The sequence below is a fragment of the Geodermatophilus siccatus genome (assembly GCF_900103785.1).
GTDB lineage: Bacteria > Actinomycetota > Actinomycetes > Mycobacteriales > Geodermatophilaceae > Geodermatophilus > Geodermatophilus siccatus.
In genome coordinates this window covers 531,829-551,046 of the sequence record NZ_FNHE01000002.1, presented here as the reverse complement: position 1 = coordinate 551,046, position 19,218 = coordinate 531,829, and the positions used below count along the sequence as shown (strand labels likewise).

The 19,218-nt window shown below is 75.4% G+C and carries 18 protein-coding genes; 9 read left to right on the top strand and 9 right to left on the bottom strand.

The window, feature by feature from the left end:
• Window positions 1-7 precede the first annotated feature (7 nt).
• Window positions 8-589 (top strand): RNA polymerase sigma factor, encoded by a 582-nt coding sequence (locus tag BLS21_RS05760; protein ID WP_091214981.1) that lies wholly within the window; start codon window positions 8-10, stop codon window positions 587-589.
• A gap of 71 nt (window positions 590-660) precedes the next feature.
• Here BLS21_RS05760 and BLS21_RS05755 read toward each other — a convergent pair whose 3' ends face one another.
• Window positions 661-2,019: a Dyp-type peroxidase gene (locus BLS21_RS05755; protein ID WP_139177026.1), complete on the bottom strand. Its 1,359-nt coding sequence runs from the start codon at window positions 2,017-2,019 to the stop codon at window positions 661-663.
• The gene (locus BLS21_RS05750; RefSeq protein WP_091214978.1) at window positions 2,000-2,449 is read right to left on the bottom strand and encodes a hypothetical protein; all 450 of its coding nucleotides are present in this window, start codon (window positions 2,447-2,449) and stop codon (window positions 2,000-2,002) included. Before BLS21_RS05750 ends, BLS21_RS05755 begins: the two co-directional genes overlap by 20 nt.
• 160 nt (window positions 2,450-2,609) lie before the next feature.
• Between BLS21_RS05750 and BLS21_RS05745 the strand changes: the two genes are divergently transcribed.
• The 4 genes from BLS21_RS05745 to BLS21_RS05730 all read left to right on the top strand — a co-directional run bounded on the left by BLS21_RS05745 (window position 2,610) and on the right by BLS21_RS05730 (window position 5,252).
• Window positions 2,610-3,332, top strand: coding sequence for an AfsR/SARP family transcriptional regulator (locus BLS21_RS05745; protein ID WP_091214977.1), 723 nt, complete (start codon window positions 2,610-2,612; stop codon window positions 3,330-3,332).
• A 121-nt stretch (window positions 3,333-3,453) separates the two neighbouring features.
• The gene (locus BLS21_RS05740) at window positions 3,454-3,915 is read left to right on the top strand and encodes a hypothetical protein (protein WP_091214975.1); all 462 of its coding nucleotides are present in this window, start codon (window positions 3,454-3,456) and stop codon (window positions 3,913-3,915) included.
• 271 nt (window positions 3,916-4,186) lie between these two features.
• A complete protein-coding gene (locus BLS21_RS05735; RefSeq protein ID WP_091214974.1) occupies window positions 4,187-4,819 on the top strand; it encodes an RNA polymerase sigma factor in 633 nt (210 codons plus the stop codon).
• Complete coding sequence (locus tag BLS21_RS05730) at window positions 4,788-5,252, top strand: hypothetical protein (protein ID WP_091214972.1); 465 nt, start codon at window positions 4,788-4,790, stop codon at window positions 5,250-5,252. The genes BLS21_RS05735 and BLS21_RS05730 overlap by 32 nt, the downstream gene beginning before the upstream one ends.
• A gap of 105 nt (window positions 5,253-5,357) precedes the next feature.
• On the opposite strand, the gene BLS21_RS05725 is transcribed toward BLS21_RS05730, so the two are convergent.
• The 5 genes from BLS21_RS05725 to BLS21_RS05710 all read right to left on the bottom strand — a co-directional run bounded on the left by BLS21_RS05725 (window position 5,358) and on the right by BLS21_RS05710 (window position 7,384).
• On the bottom strand, window positions 5,358-5,840 hold the full coding sequence (locus tag BLS21_RS05725) for a hypothetical protein (RefSeq protein WP_091214970.1): 483 nt from the start codon (window positions 5,838-5,840) through the stop codon (window positions 5,358-5,360).
• A gap of 54 nt (window positions 5,841-5,894) precedes the next feature.
• Complete coding sequence (locus BLS21_RS05720) at window positions 5,895-6,359, bottom strand: hypothetical protein (RefSeq protein ID WP_091214968.1); 465 nt, start codon at window positions 6,357-6,359, stop codon at window positions 5,895-5,897.
• Between the two features lie 106 nt (window positions 6,360-6,465).
• Window positions 6,466-6,726: a hypothetical protein gene (locus tag BLS21_RS05715; RefSeq protein WP_091214967.1), complete on the bottom strand. Its 261-nt coding sequence runs from the start codon at window positions 6,724-6,726 to the stop codon at window positions 6,466-6,468.
• Window positions 6,723-6,857, bottom strand: a complete 135-nt coding sequence (locus BLS21_RS26135) for a hypothetical protein (RefSeq protein ID WP_281241908.1) — start codon at window positions 6,855-6,857, stop codon at window positions 6,723-6,725. The genes BLS21_RS05715 and BLS21_RS26135 overlap by 4 nt, the downstream gene beginning before the upstream one ends.
• Before the next feature lie 188 nt (window positions 6,858-7,045).
• Window positions 7,046-7,384 (bottom strand): WhiB family transcriptional regulator, encoded by a 339-nt coding sequence (locus tag BLS21_RS05710; RefSeq protein ID WP_091214965.1) that lies wholly within the window; start codon window positions 7,382-7,384, stop codon window positions 7,046-7,048.
• Window positions 7,385-7,639: 255 nt separating this feature from the next.
• Between BLS21_RS05710 and BLS21_RS05705 the strand changes: the two genes are divergently transcribed.
• A complete protein-coding gene (locus tag BLS21_RS05705; protein WP_091214963.1) occupies window positions 7,640-8,827 on the top strand; it encodes a cytochrome P450 in 1,188 nt (395 codons plus the stop codon).
• Here the strand turns inward: BLS21_RS05705 and BLS21_RS05700 are convergent.
• Together BLS21_RS05700 and BLS21_RS05695 are read right to left on the bottom strand one after the other, a co-directional pair.
• Window positions 8,793-9,878 carry an App1 family protein phosphatidate phosphatase gene (locus tag BLS21_RS05700; RefSeq protein ID WP_091214961.1) on the bottom strand — a complete coding sequence of 362 codons (1,086 nt, stop codon included), beginning with the start codon at window positions 9,876-9,878 and terminating at the stop codon, window positions 8,793-8,795. The two genes, BLS21_RS05705 and BLS21_RS05700, sit on opposite strands and share 35 nt — an antisense overlap.
• Before the next feature lie 61 nt (window positions 9,879-9,939).
• Window positions 9,940-10,488, bottom strand: coding sequence for a hypothetical protein (locus BLS21_RS05695; RefSeq protein WP_139177025.1), 549 nt, complete (start codon window positions 10,486-10,488; stop codon window positions 9,940-9,942).
• Window positions 10,489-10,791: 303 nt separating this feature from the next.
• Between BLS21_RS05695 and BLS21_RS05690 the strand changes: the two genes are divergently transcribed.
• The 3 genes from BLS21_RS05690 (at window position 10,792) to BLS21_RS05680 (ending at window position 19,169) form a co-directional block, all read left to right on the top strand.
• Window positions 10,792-11,607 carry a 3-oxoacyl-ACP reductase family protein gene (locus tag BLS21_RS05690; protein WP_091214955.1) on the top strand — a complete coding sequence of 272 codons (816 nt, stop codon included), beginning with the start codon at window positions 10,792-10,794 and terminating at the stop codon, window positions 11,605-11,607.
• Window positions 11,608-11,686: 79 nt separating this feature from the next.
• Window positions 11,687-17,176: an ATP-binding protein gene (locus tag BLS21_RS05685; RefSeq protein ID WP_091214953.1), complete on the top strand. Its 5,490-nt coding sequence runs from the start codon at window positions 11,687-11,689 to the stop codon at window positions 17,174-17,176.
• Between the two features lie 25 nt (window positions 17,177-17,201).
• Window positions 17,202-19,169 (top strand): 3-oxoacyl-ACP synthase III family protein, encoded by a 1,968-nt coding sequence (locus BLS21_RS05680; RefSeq protein WP_175479434.1) that lies wholly within the window; start codon window positions 17,202-17,204, stop codon window positions 19,167-19,169.
• Window positions 19,170-19,218: the final 49 nt, after the last annotated feature.

Below are 19,218 nucleotides of genomic sequence, written 5' to 3'. Positions count from 1 at the left end.
AGCCGCCATGGACGCCGCAGAGGTGACCGGCCTGGTCCGGCGCGCCGCTCAGGGTGACCAGCGGGCGTGGCAGGGGATCGTCGACGAGTACAGCGGCCTGGTGTGGTCCGTGGCGCGGGGCTTCCGGCTCAGCGAGGCGCAGACGGCCGACGCCGTCCAGACGACCTGGCTGCGGCTGGTGGAGCACCTGGCCGAGATCCGCGAGCCCGAGCGCCTGCCCGGGTGGCTGCGGACGACGACGCGCCGGGCCTGCCTGGCGGCGGCCCGCCAGTCGCACCGCGAGTCACCGGTCGACGCCGCCGAGCAGTGCTCGGCCTTCGACCACGGCGGTCACACCGACGACGGGCCGGAGACCAGCGCCGTGCGGCAGGACCAGCAGGTGCTGGTCCGCCGGGCCGTGGCCACCCTCCCCCCGCGGCACCGGGCGCTGCTGGGCATGCTGGTCAGCTCGCCGCCGGTGAGCTACGAGGAGATCAGCGCCGGCCTCGGCATCCCGGTGGGCAGCATCGGCCCGACCCGGGCCCGGATCCTGGGCCGGCTGCGGACGGCGCTGGAGACGGCGGGCCTCCACGACGCGGCGCTGAACTGAGCCGCCAGCGTCCGCCTCCCGCTCGGTGATCCCGCGGGGACGCCGAGCGGGAGGCGACGCGTCCCGCCGCGTCACCGGCCGGCCAGGTGGCGGATCCCGGTGAGGCTGGGCAGGAAGACGTAGGCGCAGCCGCGGGTGGTGACCAGCCGCGGCAGGTCGGTCAGCTCGGCCCTCCTCCCGGCGGCGCGGAAGCGGAAGGTGCCCCCCGCGCCCTGCCCGGCGCCGGTGCCGAGGAAGGGGTCCTGCGTGCGGCCGAGCCCGGGCGCGAAGAGCCCGTCGTGCGCCCACTCGGCCATGAGGAACTCGAACTGGTCCCGCAGGCTGGCGCCGATGAACAGGCCGACGACCCCGCGCTCCTGCCCGTCGCGCGGCCGGGCCGGGTCGTGGGGCGGGCCGTAGGTCAGCCCGCGCCGGACGATGCGGTGCTTGGCGCCCCCGTTGCCGGCGACCCGGGAGTCGCGCGGGTGCATCCGCCGGACGTGCGCGCCGATCGGGCAGCGCTCGCCGCGCTCGTCACCGGCGTAGTCGAAGTCGTTGAGCGCCTCGGGCGGCAGGTGGGAGTCGGCGTCGGGGGAGAGGACCAGCGGCGTCCCGCTCCGCCACCGCCCGCACAGCTTCGCGGCGACCAGCTCGGGGGACATGCCGGTGCGCCGTGACTGCTCGGCCAGCAGCGCGCAGAAGGCGTCGACGTCCTGGGCCATGACCCGGAACGCCGCGAAGCTGCCGTTGCGGCCGAGGGCCGGCGGGTCCGGCACGGGGTAGCTGTGGCCGGTGAACTGGCTCGGGTGGCCGAGCAGGAAGGCCCCGGTCGGCTGGACCGGCAGCCGGTCCGGTGGGCCCGGCGGCGGGGCGGGGGCGACGGTCGGCTGGGAGATGCCGTCCACGTACCCGAAGTGGTCGGTCCGGTTCGGCAGCAGGTCGCCGTCCAGGCGGTCGAGCTCGGTGAGCCCGGGCGCGGTGCCGGCCAGGAGGGCGTCGGTGGCCCGCTCCCGCGCCTCCGGCGACACGGCCGACAGCGAGAGCAGCAGGTGGAGGCCCGGCCCGGTGAACACCGGCCGCCAGTGCGCGGGGTCGCACGGCCCCACGTCCCCCACGACGCCGGCGCGGGCGACGGCGCCCTGGGTGAACTCGGCGGGGAAGCCGGACAGCGACGCCCCCAGCACCTCGAGCCCCTCCGCGGTGACCGCCACGTTGAGGCAGGAGTCGGGCCTGACCTCCCAGGGGGTCGCCGTGGTGACCTGCGGCCGGCCGGGCGTGCCGTCGACCAGCGAGCCCAGCAGCGCCCGGGCGGCCGGCACCGAGTCCACGCGCACCAGCAGGTGGCGCGCGTGGGGCATGGTGTAGCCGCGGACGACCAACCCCTGCACGTCGGCCAGGTCGAGCACGTCGGCGTCCCCGGGGACGCTGCGGTCAGCCGGCGTCGTCAGCACGGATGTCCAGGACCGGTCGGGTGGGGTAGGCGCTGTAGAAGGGGCCGACGCACCCCAGGTCGTGCCGGCGCACGTAGGCGAGGAACTCCTCGGGGTGCTGCTGCACCGGCAGCGGCGGCGGGTCGGCCATGTGCCGCAGCAGCATGTCGAACACCGGCCCGATGTGGTCGACGAAGTCCATGATGTAGCGCTCGAAGTCGCCGTCGTAGGTGGTGATCACGGCCAGCCGCTCGTCGTCGAGGAAGACGAACCGGGCGAAGTGCACGGTGCCGATCGCGTCGAGCGCGGTGATCACCGGGTTCTCCTCCCGCGGCAGCGCCTGCAGCCGGTCGACCTCCGCCCGCAGCGCCTCCCGGGCCTCGGGCCGGACGGGCATGACCAGCGTCAGCGGGTTCTGCACCGTCGTCCCGGTCGCGGTTCCCCCGGTCATGGACAGACCTCCTCGTCCCGCGGACGGCGAGGTGCCGCCCGGACCAGCGACGATGCGGGAACGGCGTCACCGCCGCGTCACGTCCGCGTCACCGTCCCCGCCGTATCAGCGGGGCCGCCGCCGTCCTCTGTCCCGTCGGACACCGCCGGAGGGGGAACTCATGGACGCGCGGATCGACCTGCTGGACGGCTTCACCCTGGTCCCGGAGCGGGGGCGACCGACCGGGCGGGACGTCGTCCCCCGCGCCGTGCAGCGGCTGGTCGCCTTCGTCTGCCTCGCCGGGCGGCCCGGCCGGGCGGCGGTCGCCGGGCAGCTGTGGGGCGACGTCCCGGAGGAGCAGGCGCAGGCGAGCCTGCGGTCGGCGCTGTGGCGGCTGCACCGGGTGGCGCCGGGACTGCTCGACACCGCCGGGGGCGCGCTCGCGCTCGCCCCGGGCGTGGGCGTCGACGTCCGTGAGCTGGCCGCCTGGGCGATCCGGACCCGGGACCCGCGCACCGACCTCGACGACCTGGACCTGCCACGCGCGGACCTGCTGGGCGACCTGCTGCCCGGCTGGCACGACGACTGGGTGCTCGTCGAGCGGGAACGGCTGCGGCAGCTGCGGCTGTACGCGCTGGAGACCCTCGCCGCACGGCTGGCCGCGGCCGGGCGACCCGGCGACGCGGTGGCGGCGGCCCACTTCGCCGTGCGCGGCGAGCCGCTGCGGGAGAGCGCGTACCGCCTCCTCGTGCGGGTCCACCTGGCCGAGGGCGACGTGGCCGCCGCCGTCTCCGCCTACCGGCAGTTCTGCGCGCGGCTGCGCGACGAGCTCGGCCTCGACCCGACCGACCAGCTGACCCGCCTGGTCGCCCACCTCGGCGAGGGACGGCGGCTGGCCTCCTGAGGAAGCACCGACGGCGGTGTATCAGCCGAGCCGGACGGGTGCTCTGTCCGACGTGGGCCCGGCCACGGTCTCGGGGGGGTGGCCGGGCCCGCGCTCCCACCGAGAGCCCCGGAGGTCGGCCATGGCCACGCAGTCACCCCGTCCGGCAGACCCGTGCCGCGACGTCCCGTACGGGGAGCTGCTCAGCGGGCTGCGCCGCCTCATCCGGACCGAGGGCCGCCGCTACCTCGACGACCCGAACATCACCTCCATCGGCCTCGGTCACCGGGTGGTCGGGGGCCGGCCGACCGGCGAGCTGGTGGTGCAGTTCACCGTGGAGGAGAAGCGCGCCGAGCCGGAGGCCCTGGCCGCGCTGGGGACCACCCCCGTGCCGGAGGTGGTCACGGTCGCCGGCGTACGCGTGCCGACCGACGTGCTCGAGCGCCGCTCGCAACCGGCCCTCACCTCCCCGGCCACCCCGGTCCCCGGCGAGCGCCACGGGACCGTCGACGTCCCCGCGGGACGGTGCCCGCACCCCGCGGCACCCGGCGGGACCCCCGACCCGGTGAGGAGGGGGCGTGCCCATCCGGCTCGTGCCGTGTAGTCCCGGCACCCGGAACACCGCCGGCCGGCACCGCTGGGGCCGGCCGTGCCCGACCGACCGGGGCACCCCACGGACGACGCCCGTCCCGGTCGACGTGCGCAGGACGTCGTCCTGAGCGGAGCCGTCAGGGGCAGACGGCGTCGCCCGCACGCCCCACCCGATCACGGCCCTCCCGGTATCTCCTGGCCCTCCGCGTCCTCTGTCGGGGGAGAACCGGTCAACACCCCGCTGCGGGACGCTCTGCGCCCCTCGATGGCAGGAGGTGGCACGCATGCTCGTTGACGACGACGTCCCCCAACTGGTCACGGCCGCGTCGCGCGGTGACCAGGGGGCGTGGAACGCCATCGTCGACCGGTACCTGCCGCTCGTGTACTCGGTGACGCGCGCCTACCGGCTCGCCCGGAGCGACGCCGAGGACGTCAACCAGACGGTGTGGCTGCGCCTGGTGGAACACCTGGACCACCTCCGCGAGCCGCGCGCCCTCCCCAAGTGGATCCTGACGACGGCCCGGCACGAGTGCAGCCGCCTGACCAGGGCCGGCCGCCGCGAGCAGCCCGTCGACCCGCTGACCGACCGCACCCTCGACGCCGCGGTCGACGACGAGGTGGTGGAGGCCGAGCTCCTCCGGGTGGAGCGGCAGCAGGCGTTGCGGGACGGCCTCGCGCAGCTGCGCCCCGCGGACCGCCGCCTGCTGGAGCTCCTGGCGGAGGACCCGCCGCGGACCTACCGCGAGATCTCCGAGCTCACGGGTATGCCGATCGGCAGCATCGGCCCGACCCGGGCCCGGTGCCTCGAGCGGCTGCGAGAGACCCCTGCCGTGCGCGCACTGCTCGCGGGAGAGTCTGCGGCAGCCCACACGGGAGGTGACCGGGATGAGCGCGCACCCACCGCACAACGGCGATGACCCGCTGCTCGCGGAGCTGGCGGAGGCGCGGAGCGCGGCACGGGCCGTACCCGAGAGCATGCGGGTGGCGGCCCGTGCCGCGTTCGCCTGGAGGAGCGTGGAGGAGGGACTCGAGCTCCTCGTCCTCGCGCACGACTCGGCGCTCGGAACCGACGCGGGCGACGTCCGCGCCGCTCCCCCGGACGGCCCGCGTGAGCTGGCCTTCCGGGGCGCCGCGCTGTCCGTGGAGCTCGAGGTGGACGCGGACGTCAGGGGCCGGCTCGTCCCGCCGGGACCCGGCCGGGTGACCCTGGCCGGCCCCCTGGCGGTCCTCGCCGAGGCCGAGGCCGACGCGCTGGGCTGCTTCCGGCTGCCCCGGCCGGGGTGCGGACAGGTCCGGTTGGTGTGCCGGACGGAGGACGCGGCCGTCACCACCGGGTGGGTCCGGCTGTAGCGGCGGTCGGACCCGCCGTGGTCGCGGCCGCTGCGGGCTTCGTCTGCGCCGGCGCGCCTCCGCTCCCGGCGCGGCCGGTTCAGGGGGAGCCCGCGGCAGGCCCGGTCACCCCCACGCGCCCTCCGGCCCGGGGCCGACCCAGGCGGTGACCACGCGGGCGCCCGCGGCGGTGCGCAGGTGCAGGCGGAAGCACCCGCGGGGGACGGGCCGGAGGACGAAGCACCCCAGGGCGTCGATCTCCGCGGACGCCCGGTCGCCGTCCATGGTCTGCAGCTGCACCCGTCCCGGTCCCCGGGGGAGCACCTGCCCGAGCAGGCGCTCCGCGCCGAGCTCCACCTCCACGGTGAGGTCGGCGGCGACGAAGGTCAGGTCCCTGAGCGCGGCCACGTCCTCCCGGCCGGTCCGGCGGGTCCCCGGGACGGTGGCGCGGTCCCGGGCGAGGGTCGCCAGCTCGGCGTCCCGCGTGCGCCAGTCGTAGGCCGCCCGGGCTGCCACCCGGAACTGCGCCGGGACCGCCCGTGCGGCCAGTACGGCCTCGGCGAGGGCGCGCTCCAGCCCCGCATCGTCTCTCGTCCACGCTCCGCGCACGTCCCTCAGCTCCTCGTCCGCTCGCTCCGGTCGCGGTCGCCGGCGTCCCCTCGCTCACGGTCGGGGTGCGGAGACGTCGTGGCCGTTCCCGTGGCGGCGGGATCCGATGCGGCCGAGCGCCTGCCGTGCCGTTGCGCCCTCCTGCCGGGCCACCCGGCCGTCCTCCCGCCGGGCGTCGACGGGTGTCCGCCGCAGCACGCGGCCGGCGACGGTGGAGGGCGCGAGGGGGCCGTCGGGGCGGAGCTCGAGGGGCACCGCATCCACCGGCTCGGGCGCGCCGTCGCTGCCGCCGGTGCGGGGCAGGTCGGCGTCCGGCAGGTCCCGGGCTCCCCGGGAGGCCGGACCGGGCACCGTCAGCACAGTGGGGCCCAGCGCGGGCAGCGGCCGGTCGGTCCCGGTCACGTCGGGGGACCCGCTGTCGGCCGGCAGGTCCACGACGACCCGCCGGTGCTCGGTGTGGACCACGATCTGCTCGCGGTCGAACCGCTCGCCCCGCCGGACTCCTGCGCTCGAGGTCATCTCGTCCTCCCTGGTCGCTCCCGTGCCCATCCGGAGCGGACACGGGGCGCCGTGATACGAGGTGCTCCGGCGTGGTCGGCTCCGGGCAGGTCGGCGACCGTCCTGCTCAGCGCACCGCCCGTCCGGCGTGACAGGTCTCGAGGTACAGGTCGAGGACGACGTCGACCCGGGCCGAGCACTCCTCGACGGCGGCCCGGTGCTCGCGGCTGTCCCGGTCCCGCCGGCGCAGCCGGGCCCGGGCGAGCTCGGCGCAGGCGGAGGCGAAGTCGGCGCCGAGCTGGTCGGCGAGGCTGCCGAGGACGACCGGCGGGGACGTCTGCACCGGGTGGTGCAGCGGGGCCCCCGTCCCCGGTCCGGCGCCGGTCACGGGTGCACCCGGCGGGGGTCGGCCCGGACGCCGCTCGTCAGCGCGGCCCGCCGGGCCCCGGCCGGGGCCAGGTGCTCCCCGGGGTCGAGCGCCACCAGCGGCCGCGGCGGCAGGAGCAGTCGATCGAGCACCGTGCGCCTCCTCTCGTGCCCGGCCGGCGGGGACACCGCCGGCCGGCAGTCCTGCCGGCCCTGCCCCGCTCCGGGGGCGCGTCGGCCGATACCCACCTGAGCAGCGGCCGGCCCGCCAGATACCTCGCCGGCGCCGGATCCCGTCCGGGTGAGCGCCGTGGTGCCGCCCCGGCAGGAGGCGGGGTGGGTCAGGCGCTGAGGTGGGTGCGCTGCTGCAGGCGCAGCCGGCGCCGCTCGCGCTCGGAGAGACCGCCCCAGATGCCGAAGCGCTCGTCGTTGGCCAGGGCGAACTCCAGGCACTCGGCCCGCACCGTGCAGCCGCTGCACACGCGCTTGGCGTCGCGGGTCGAGCCGCCCTTCTCCGGGAAGAACGCCTCGGGGTCGGTCTCCGCGCACAGCGCCTCCAGCCGCCACGACGCGTCGCCCACGGGGGACAGGTCCGTCCACGGCGAGGCGGCGGGGCTGGCGGCGGGGGCGTCGGACCAGCCGGGGACCAGGGAGAGGTGCGGGCGGGAGAACGTGGACACGGAGGGCTCCTCGGGGAAGGGGGAGTCGGACGGGTGAGTGACGGACCGGTACGGCCTCGTTGCTGTCCGTGACGTTACGGAACGGCGTCGCCCGGAGGCACTGGCAGAAATGGGACGAAAACGCCCCTCCGTTCTGGCGGCATCTGTCGGTGCCCGCGCCGTCCGGCGCGTCGTCCTGGCGCACCAGTGCCGGTCGCCCCTGGCGGTCGGTGCGGGAGGGGAGGACCGTCGGCCCCCTCCCCGGAGGTGACCCGCATGACGACCACGCGACCCACGTTCGACGAGTTCCTGGCCTGGCTGGAGGCCGGCCGGGACCAGGGTCAGGTCCACTTCGACGAGCACCAGCAGTGCTGGCACGTGCTCGGCCACCCGGAGGCGAGCACCGTCCTCTCCGACCCGGCCGTGTTCTCCTCCGACCTCACCGCGCTGCAGCCCGCCCAGGACGACTTCGCGCTCTTCCAGCGCGGCAACCTCGTCCGGATGGACCCGCCGCGGCACCGCACGCTGCGCTCCCTGGTCAGCCAGGCGTTCACCCCGCGTGTCGTGGCCGACCTCGAGCCGCGCATCTCCGCACTGACCACCGAGCTGCTGGACGAGGCCGGCGAGCGCTTCGACCTGGTCGACGCGCTGGCCTACCCCCTGCCGGTCATCGTCATCGCCGAACTGCTCGGCGTCCCGACCTCCGACCGGGCGCTCTTCCGCCGGTGGGCCGACGTGCTGCTCGGCCAGGAGATCGACCCCGACCAGGCGCTGCTCGAGGCCGGGGAGCAGGCCATGAGCGCCGTCGCGCCCGTCGTCCGGGAGATGAACGAGTACTTCCTCGCCCACATCCGGTCCCGGCGGCGGCGCCCGGGCAGCGACCTGACCAGCCGCCTGGTGCAGGCCGAGGTGGACGGCGAGCGGCTGGCCTACGAGGAGATCGTCGGCTTCGTCGGCCTGCTGCTCGTCGCCGGCCACATCACCACCACCGCGACGCTGGGCAACGCCGTGCTGGCCTTCTCCGACGCGCCCGGGGCCGCCGCCGCGGTGCGCGCCGACCCGGCCCTGCTGCCGGCCGCGATCGAGGAGGTGCTGCGGCTGCGGACGCCGTTCCCGCGCCTGGCCCGGCTCACCACCACCGACGCGTGGGTGGGCGGCGCGCGCATCCCGGCCGGGCAGGTCGTGCTGCCCTGGCTGGCCGCGGCCAACCGGGACGGCCGCGTGTTCGCCGAGCCGCAGCGCTTCGACCTGCACCGCCGGCCCAACCCGCACCTGACCTTCGGGCACGGCGTCCACTTCTGCCTCGGCGCGCCGCTGGCCCGGCTCGAGGCCAGGGTGGCGCTGCGCCTGCTGTTCGAGCGCTACCGCGACGTCGAGGTCGCCGCCGACGAGCCGGTCGAGCACCGCAACCCGTGGACGATGGTCGCCGTCACCCGTCTGCCGCTCGTCGTCCGTCCCGCCTGACCGGCCCGCCTACCCCCCCGAGGGCGGGTGCGGCGAGCACCCCGGCACGGTCGAGCAGGTCGGCGAGCGCCCGGCCGTCGCCGGCGCGGACGACCGGGACGGTGCCGACCCGCTCCTCGGTCTCCGGCGGGGTCGTGCCGATCGGGGCGACGGTGCGCAGTGCGATCGCGGCGACGTGCTCCGGGTGCGACCGGGCGAAGTCGCGGTAGACCTCCGGGTCGTGCTCGCCGTCGTCGCCGACGAGGACCCACCGCACGCCGGGCAGGTCGCTCGCCAGCCGCTCGAGCGAGGCCCGCTTGTGCGCCCGGCCGCTGCGGAACCAGGCGCGCGGGCTGATGCCCCAGTCGGTCAGCAGCAGCGCCCCGGCGGGGAAGCCGTGCCGCTCGAGGAAGGCGGAGATCGGACCGGCCAGGTTCCACGGCCCGTTGCTCACGTAGACGACCGGCGCGCAGGCCTCGGCCGCGGTCAGCCGGGTGAGCAGCGCGGCCATGCCGGCGACCGGACGGCGGGTCGCGCCGTTGCCCGCGAAGGTGCGCCAGGCGGCGCGCAGCGGGTGGCGGATGCCGGTGATCCAGACGGTGTCGTCGATGTCGCAGACGACGCCGCGCGTGGCGTCCGGGGCGGCGACGTGCAGCGGTGCGGGCACCGGCGGGCGGCCCTCCGGGTGCAGCAGCGCCGCCGCGCGCCCGGGCGGCAGCTCGGCGGGGACGACGAGGTCGACCACGCCTGCCCCGTCGGCGCGGGCACGGACCCGCACGCCGTCGAGGGTCACGTCGACCTCGCCGTGCGGCTGCTCGAGGGTCAGCAGCCGGCGCCACCCCGGGATGTCGAGGCGGGCGTTCGGGTCGCTGCCCGGCGGGGCCAGCAGCAGCCGCCCGCGCACCCGCGCCCGGCCCTGCGCGGCGTAGCCGGGGTAGCCGAGCGCGGCCGTCGTCCAACCGCGGGCGCGGGCGCGCTCGGAGAGCACCCGGTCGAGCTGCGTCTTGACGCGGTTGGCGGCGCCGAGGGCCCGCAGCGACCAGCCCGGCGGGGGAGCGGGCTGGTCGGGCACGGGCACCTCCGTCGGGACGTGCGCCGACCGTACTGACCCGTCGCCGGTGCCGCAGGTCCGCTCAGGCCGCCCTCGGGGTCTCGCCGAAGGTGCTGCAGTCCGAGCCGAGCTCGTACGGCCGGTACTCCACGGCCCAGCCCGGGCCGGCGTCGCGGACGACGGTGTGCGCCCCGGTGATGGCGTACATGCAGGAGGAGTCCGGGTCGCTGCCGACCCACAGGTCGATGGTGTAGTCGGCCTCGGGCGTCCAGTCCGAGCAGCCGCCGCAGCGGTCCTCCACCACGAAGTACGCGCGGACCAGCGGGACGTAGAAGACCGTCCCGACGGGGAACTCGTCGCCCCCCGCGTAGCCCACGGCGAGCGTGATCGGGTCGTCGTGGGTCCCCGTGCCGCCGGCCTTGCGGCCGGAGGAGGTGGCACGGGTCCCGGCGGGCGAGTTGTCCTCCAGGCTGTACCCGGTCAGCCACGCCGTCTCGACCCACCCGTGCGGCTCCGGGCCGGGGTGGGCGGCGGCCTGGGGGGCGGCGACCGCCGGCACCAGGACGGCGGCGCACAGGCCGGTCAGCCCTGCGGCGGCGGTGGTCACGGTGCGGCGGGTCGGTGTCCTCATGGCGTTCCTGTCCGTCGGGGGCGGGAGCGCCGGCCACTCTCCCGTTCCTCGCGCACGGCCACGACTCGAGGGTGGGGGTCCGGGCGGGCAGCCCGCGCGTCGGCGACCGCGCGTGTCGGACTCACGCAACGGCCTGTGCGACGGCGCGCCGTGTCGTCGCAGGAGGGAGCCGGGCCCTGTCTTGCCGTACCGCCCGCTCGGCACCATGCTGCCCGTACCCGCTGCCGGAGCCGACGGCGTCACCAGCCCATCGGCTCCGGCCCAAGGAACGAGGCGCACGCGCCCGAGCCGCAGGAGGAGCCGGTGACAGCGACCCAGGAACGGACCAGCAGGACGGGCGACAAGCTCTCCGGCCGGGTGGCGTTCGTGACGGGCGGCACCCGGGGGATAGGCGCGGCGATCTGCCGCAGCATGGCCGCCCAGGGTGCCGACGTCGCCGCCGGCTACAGCGGCAACGACGAGGCCGCCGAGCGGTTCCGCAAGCAGTTCTGCGACGACTTCCCCGACCAGGGCTTCTCCGTGCACAAGGGCGACATCGCCAATCCCGACGACTGCCGGCGCACCGTCGCCGAGGTCATCGAGCAGCACGGTCGCCTCGACATCCTGGTCAACAACGCCGGCATCACCGCCGACCGGACCGTGCTGAAGATGACCGACGACGACTGGCGCCGGGTCATCGACGTCAACCTGTCCGGCGCCTTCTACCTGTCCCAGGCCGCGCTCAAGCACATGCTGGAGCGCGGCACCGGGCGGATCGTCATGATCTCCTCGGTCATCGGCGAGATGGGCGGCATCGGCCAGTCCAACTACGCCTCGGCCAAGGCCGGGCTGCTGGGCCTGACCAAGACGCTGGCCCGCGAGGCCGCGCACCAGGTGCAGCGCTCCGGCAAGGCCGACGGCCTGGGCATCACGGTCAACGCCGTCACGCCCGGCTACACCGCCACCGAGATGCTCGGGACGGTGCCGGACAAGGTCCTCGACCAGCTCAGGGCCAAGACCCCGATCGGCCGGCTGGGCGAGCCCGAGGAGGTCGCCCGCGTCGTGCACTTCCTCGCCGCCGACGCCTCCGGCTACATCACCGGGCAGGTCTGGGGGGTCAACGGCGGCCTGGACATGTAGCCGCACGGACGTCCAGCGGCAGGGCTCGCCTTCCAACCACCACCACCACCAGCACCACCGACCAGGGAGAGGTGTCCGGGTGTTCGACCGCATCGCCGTCGTCAACCGTGGGGAGCCGGCGCTCCGGCTGATCCGTGCGGTGCGGGAGCTCAACGCCGAGCACGGCACGCGGACCCGCGTCGTGGCCCTGCACACGGAGGCCGAACGCCGGGCGACCTTCGTGCGCGCCGCCGACGAGGCGGTGCTCCTGGACGACAGCGGGGCCGGGTCCCCGTACCTCGACCACGCCGAGCTGGCCCGCGCGCTGCGGGCCAGCGGTGCCGACGCGGCGTGGGTCGGCTGGGGCTTCGTGGCCGAGGACCCGGCCTTCGCCGAGCTGTGCGCCGACCTCGGCGTGACGTTCGTCGGGCCGCCGCCGGAGGCGATGCGCCTGCTCGGCGCCAAGATCGAGGCCAAGGTGCTCGCCGAGAAGGTCGGCGTCCCCGTCGCGCCGTGGAGCCACGGCCCGGTCGAGGGGCTGGACGACGGCCGTCAGCACGCCGAACGCATCGGCTACCCGCTCATCGTCAAGGCCCGCAGCGGCGGCGGCGGGCGGGGGATCCGCGTCGTCCGCTCGGAGGCCGAGCTCGACGAGGCCCTGACCCGCACCCGGTCCGAGGCGGAGAAGAGCTTCGGCGACCCGGTCGTGTTCATGGAGCGGCTGGTCGAGGGCGGCCGGCACGTCGAGGTCCAGGTCATCGCCGACCAGCACGGCACGGTGTGGGCGCCCGGCGTGCGCGACTGCTCGGTGCAGCGGCGCAACCAGAAGGTCATCGAGGAGTCCCGCTCGCCGGCGCTCAGTCCCGAGCAGGACGCCGCCCTGCGCGAGTCCGCCGTCGCGCTCGTGCGGGCCGCGGGCTACGTCGGCGCGGGCACCGTCGAGTTCCTCTACCAGCCCGAGGAGCAGCTCACCACGTTCCTCGAGGTCAACACCCGGCTGCAGGTGGAACACCCGGTCACCGAGGCGACCACCGGCCTGGACCTGGTGAAGCTGCAGCTGCACGTGGCCGGCGGCGGCCGGCTCGAGGGCGACCCGCCCCCGGCCATCGGCCACGCCGTCGAGGCGCGGCTCACCGCCGAGGACGCCGAGCAGGGCTTCGCTCCCGCACCCGGCCAGGTCGAGCTGCTGCGCCTGCCGACCGGGCCCGGCGTCCGCGTGGACACCGGGATCAGCGAGGGCGACGTCATCCCGCCGCAGTACGACTCGATGATCGCCAAGGTGATCACGTGGGGCCGGGACCGTCCCGAGGCGCTCGCCCGGCTGCGCTGCGCGCTGCGGGAGACCACCGTCGTGCTGCGCGGCGGCACCACGACCAAGTCCTTCCTGCTGGACCTGCTCGACCGCCCCGAGGTGGTGTCCGGCACCGCCGACACCGGGTGGCTGGACCGCGCCGGTACCGCCGGCGCCCCCCGGCCGTCCGAGACCGCGTGGGTGGCGCTGGTGCAGGTGGCGCTCGACCTGGCCGAGGCCGAGGAGGAGCAGGAGCGGCTGGCCTTCCTGGCGTCGGCGCGCGGCGGCCGGCCACGGGCACCGCACGAGGTCGGCCGCACCATCGAGCTCGGCATGCGCGGCCAGGTGTACCGGCTGACCGTCGCCACCGTGGACCGGGACCGTCACCAGGTCGGCCTCGACGGCCGGGTCGTCGACGTCCGGGTCGACCGGCTCGGCCCGCTGGAGAGCCGGCTCAGCACCGGTGGACGGCGGTACTCCGTGGTCGCCGCCGAGGCGCCCGGGTCCTCCCTGGTGGAGGTCGACGGGGAGACCCACCGCGTGAGCCGCGACGTCGGCGGGGTGGTCCGCGCACCCGCGCCCGCCGTGGTCGTCGCCGTCCGCGCGGGGGTGGGCGACGAGGTGGAGGCCGGCCAGCCGATCGCCGTCCTCGAGAGCATGAAGATGGAGACGGCGGTGCGGGCGCCGTTCGCCGGCCGGGTCCGCGAGGTGCGGGCCGCGGTCAACAGCCAGGTCGACGCCGGCGCGCCGCTGCTGACCCTGGAGCGGACCGGCGGCGACGTCGAGGAGGCCACCGGGGAGCGGGTGACGCTGCCCGGCGCCGACGAGACACCGGACGGCGAGCCGCGGGCGCGAGCGCTGGACCGGCTCGCCGCGTTGCGGGCGCTGGTCACCGGCTACGACGTGAGCGGCCGGCACGCCAAGCGGCTGGTCGCCGAGTACGCCGCCGCCCGCGACGAGCTGCCCGCCGACGACGCCCAGCTGCTGCACGCCGAGCTCGACGTCCTGGTCACCTTCGCCGACATCGCCGAGCTCTCCCGCAACCGCCCGGCCAGCGCGGAGGAGGAGGCCGACACCCAGGTCCACAGCCCGCGGGAGTACTTCCATTCCTATCTGCACTCCCTGGACGCCGAGCGCGAGGGGCTGCCGGAGGCCTTCCGGGCCCGGCTGCGGCGGGCGCTGGCCCACTACGGCGTCGAGGACCTCGAGCCCAGCGCGGCGCTGACCGAGGCGGTGCACCGGGTGTTCCTCGCCCAGCAGCGCGTCGGCGAGCAGCTGCCCGCGGTCTCGGCGCTGCTGGACCGCTGGCTCACCGCCGAGCTGCCCGAGGGGGCGGCGCGCGCCGAGGTGGGGGAGGTGCTCGACCGGCTGGTCGTCGCCACCCAGCTGCGCCATCCCTCGCTGGGGGACCTGGCCCGCGCCGTCCGCTACCGGCACTTCGAGGAGCCGGTCGTCCGGGCGGCCCGGCAGGAGGTCCTCGACCGGGCCGCGCGGCTGCTCGACGAGCTCGACGAGGCCGCGGCGCGCGGCGACACGACGGAGAGCATGCGGCGGATGGAGGCGCTGGTCGCCAGCCCCGAGCCGCTGGTGCGCCTGCTGGCGCAGCGCTTCGACCGCACGACGTCGGTCCCGGACCCGGTCCTCGAGGTGCTCACCCGGCGCTACTACCGCAGCCGCAGCCTCGAGGACGTCCGGTCGACCCTGCTCGACGGGGACACCTGCGTCACCGCCGAGTACGACCTGAACGGCACCCGGCTGCACCTGCTGGCGCTGATGACGGACGCGGCGCGGCTGCCCGAGGCGCTGGGGTCGGTGGCCGGCGCGCTGGCCGGCGTCGCCGACCCGACCCAGGTCGTGGTGGACCTCTACGTCAACTGGTCCGACCGCCCGGCCGACGCCGACGAGCTGTCCGAGCACCTGCGGGGCGTCCTCGACGACGCCCCGGTGATGCGGACCGGCCGCCGGGTCACCGTCACGGTCTCCACCCCGGACGGCGAGGTCGAGACGGTCACCTTCCGGCCGGGGCAGGACGGCCGGCTGGCCGAGGAGCGGGTCGTCCGCGGGCTGCACCCGCTCACCGCGCAGCGGCTCAACCTGTGGCGGCTGAAGAACTTCGACGGGGAGCGGGTGCCCTCGGCCGAGGACACCTACCTGTTCCACATCACGGGCAAGGAGAACCCGAACGACGAGCGGTTCATCGCCATGGCCGAGGTCCGCGACCTCACGCCCCTCCGGGACGAGGCGGGCGAGATCGTCGGCTTCCCCACGGTCGAGCGGCAGCTGACCTCCTGCCTGGACAGCCTGCGCCGGGCGCAGTCGCTGCGGCGGTCCCGGCGGCCCCTGGAGCACAACCGGGTCTACCTCTACGCCTGGCCCTCGATCGAGGTGCCGCTGTCGGAGGTCGCGACCTTCGCCCGCACCTCGGCGCCGCTGACCATCGGCGCCGGCCTGGACCAGATCGTGCTGTTCGCGCGGCTGCAGGAGGCCGCGGGTCCGCCGCGCGACGTGGCGCTGCGCTTCTCCTTCCGGCCCGGCGCCGGGCTGCGCATGGAGGTGACCGACCGGCCCACCGAGCCGATCCGCCCGCTGGACGACTACACCGCCAAGGTGCTCAGCTCGCGGGCCCGCGGCGCGCCCTACCCGTACGAGCTGGCGCCGCTGCTGGCCGGGCCGGAGGGCTCCTGGGTCGAGCACGACCTGGACGCCGACGGCCGGCTCGCCCCGGTCGAGCGCCCGCGGGGCCAGAACAAGGCGGGCATCGTCGTCGGTCTGGTCACCACGCCGACACAGCGCTACCCCGAGGGCATGACCCGGGTGGCCCTCTTCGGTGACCCGACCAAGGCCCTGGGCACCGTCGCCGAGCCCGAGTGCGCCCGGGTGGTCGCCGCCCTGGACCTGGCCGAGGAGCGCGGCATCCCGGTGGAGTGGTTCGCGCTCTCCTCCGGCGCACGCATCTCCATGGACAGCGGCACCGAGAACATGGACTGGGTCTCCCGGGCGCTGCGCCGCATCATCGAGTTCACCCAGGCCGGCGGGGAGATCAACGTCGTCGTCACCGGCATCAACGTCGGCGCCCAGCCGTACTGGAACGCCGAGGCCACGATGCTCATGCACACCAAGGGCATCCTGGTCATGACGCCGGACAGCGCGATGGTGCTCACCGGCAAGCACTCGCTGGACTACTCCGGCGGGGTGTCGGCCGAGGACAACTTCGGCATCGGCGGCTACGACCGGGTGATGGGGCCCAACGGGCAGGCCCAGTACTGGGCACCCGACCTCACCGCCGCGCTCGACGTGCTCTTCCGGCACTACGACCACACCTACCGGGCACCGGGGGAGCGCTGGCCCCGGCAGGCCGAGACCTCCGACCCGCGCGACCGGGACGTCCGCGACTACCCGCACGACCACCCGGCGAGCGAGTTCACCACCGTCGGGGACGTCTTCTCGGCCGAGAAGAACCCCGAGCGCAAGAAGGCCTTCGACATCCGGACCGTCATGCGGGCGGTGACCGACCAGGACCACCCGGTGCTCGAGCGCTGGGCCGGCATGGCCGACGCCGACACCGCCGTCGTCCTCGACGCGCACCTCGGCGGGCACCCGGTGGCCGTGCTCGGCGTCGAGTCGCGGCCGATCCCGCGGCGCGGCAGCCACCCGGCCGACGGGCCCGACCAGTGGACGGCGGGGACGCTGTTCCCCCGGTCGTCGAAGAAGACCGCGCGCGCCATCAACGCCGCCAGCGGCAACCGCCCGCTGGTCGTGCTGGCCAACCTGTCGGGCTTCGACGGCTCACCGGAGTCGCTGCGGGAGATCCAGCTGGAGTACGGCGCGGAGATCGGCCGGGCGATCACCAACTTCGACGGCCCGATCGTGTTCTGCGTCGTCTCCCGCTACCACGGCGGCGCCTTCGTCGTCTTCTCCGGCGTCCTCAACGAGGGCATGGAGGTGCTGGCCGTCGAGGGCTCCTACGCCTCGGTGATCGGCGGCGCGCCGGCCGCGGCGGTGGTCTTCTCCCGCGAGGTCGACAAGCGCACCGCCGCCGACCCCCGCGTGCAGGAGCTGGAGGCCGCGATCGCCGCGGCCGACTCCGTCGAGCAGGCCCACCTGCGCTCGCAGCTGGCGACCCTCCGCAGCGCGGTCCGGTCGGAGAAGCTGGGCGAGGTCGCCGCGGAGTTCGAGGCCGTCCACGACATCGAGCGGGCCCGCCGGATGGGCTCGGTGCACGCGATCATCCCCGCCGCGGAGCTGCGCCCCCGTCTCATCGCCGCCGTCGAGCGCGGGATGGAACGCGCCGCCCGCTGAACCGCCCGACACAGAGAGGACTCCCGTGAACGCGTTCGTCCTGAACCGGCACGGCCGCATGGTGTTCCCGTCGAACATCATGCCCGAGCTGGACTTCTCCACCGTGGAGACGCTCGAACAACTCGACAGCGTCATCCGCCGGGACTTCGAGACCAAGGCCCCCAGCGGCACCGAGATCCTCGAGCGGGTGCGCACCGGGGCCTACGCCACCCGGTACGACCTGATGCGGGACATGGCCCTGAACCTGTTCTGGGCCAACCGCTTCTCGATCACCATGTACGACAAGCGGCCCACCCGCTGGGCCGACGTCCCCCGGTCGCGCTCGGACGTGTTCCTCCCGGTGCTGGAGCCCTGGGAGGACGGCGAGACCAAGATCGCCGCGGTGGAGGAGGCCTACCCGCAGCTGCCGTCGCGGTGGGACGAGGGCTGCGAGGACCGGATCTTCGACATCCTGTTCGACGTCTACGGCCACCGGAAGCACCACGCCTCGACGCTGCCGGCGGTCAAGCCGACGGTCGCGGAGTTCCTGGAGCAGCCGGGCGCGCTGACCTTCCGGCTGCCGGACTACGACCCGGACTACCCGGTCTACGACTACACCGACATCCTCGACGTCTCCGAGGACGTGCCGGAGCTCGAGGCGCTGCACCGCTGGGCGATGGTGCTGCACAACCAGTACCCCTGGGACCGGTCGAAGATGGAGCTGGCCCGGGCCGACGACCTGAAGGACGACGACTACGTGGTCGCCTTCCACCCGCGGGACAAGGAGGTGCGGGCCTTCCTGCGCCGGCTGCGCGCGGGTGCCGAGCCCCGGCACGTCGCCGGACCCCGGGAGTCGCGGCCGCCGGTGCGGCCCTACCCCGAGCTCGACGTGCGGCAGCGCTTCTCAGTGCAGCCGCGGATCGAGGCGCTGGCCGCGGTGCACGGCGACCAGGTGTGCAGCAACGACGACCTGATCCGCAACACCGCCTACAACTGGTCGCCGATGAGCGCCGACGAGATCTCGTCCAAGACCGGCATCGAGCAGCGCGAGTACAGCTCGCTCCCGCTGGAGGACCTCGCCCTCGAGGCCGCCGAGGCCGCACTGGACAAGGCGGGGCGGCAGCCGGAGGAGATCGGCGCCGTGCTGGTCTGCACCTGCACCAGCTCCCGGCTCATCCCGTCCCTGGCCACCTACCTCTGCGGCCAGCTCGGGATGCACCAGGTGTACGCGGCCTACGACATCATCGCCGCCTGCGCGGGCATGCCCTACGGCGTCGCCGACGCCGTGCGGATGCTGCAGGAGGTCGAGCGGCCGGTCCTCGTCGTCTGCGTCGAGAAGTTCTCCGACAAGATCGGCAACGTCCGCACGTCGCGGATGATCTTCGGCGACGGCGCGGCGGCGCTGGTCGTCGGCCCGGCCCCCGAGGGGACCGAGGGCGACATCGACTACATGAAGACCTACGCCAGCGGCCCGGCCAGCGAGGTGAACTCGATCCTCTGGCCGAACCCCGAGTTCGACAACAACATCACGGTGTTCGGCCCGCAGGTGAAGGCGCTGGCGGGCCGCTACCTCTCGCAGATGATCGACGAGCTGGGGCAGCTGCCCGCCCCGGACGGCCGGGACGGGTCGCTGATGGACGCCATCGACCTGATCGTGCCGCACCAGGCGAACAAGACGATGGTGATCGGCCTGGCCGAGCGGGCCGGGCTGACCGCCGACCAGCTCTACTTCAACATCGAGAAGGTCGGCAACACCTCCTCGGCGAGCATCCCGCTGGCCATCCACGACGCCGTGCGCGACGGGGTGGTCACCGAGCCGGTGCGGGTCTTCGCGCCGGGGTTCGGTGCGGGCGCGGTGGCCGGGTACGCCGTGATGCGGGTCGACCCGGCGGTGGTCGCCGTCCAGGGCTCGTCCGCGCCGCACGAGCACGGTGCCGAGATGCCCGCCCCGGCGCCGGCCGACGAGACGCAGCCCGGGTCGGCCTCGGAGGGGATGCGGGAGGCCTTCACCTGATGGAGGACCTCCCTGCCCCCCGCCACTCGCAGGCTCGCGGCGGGCCCCT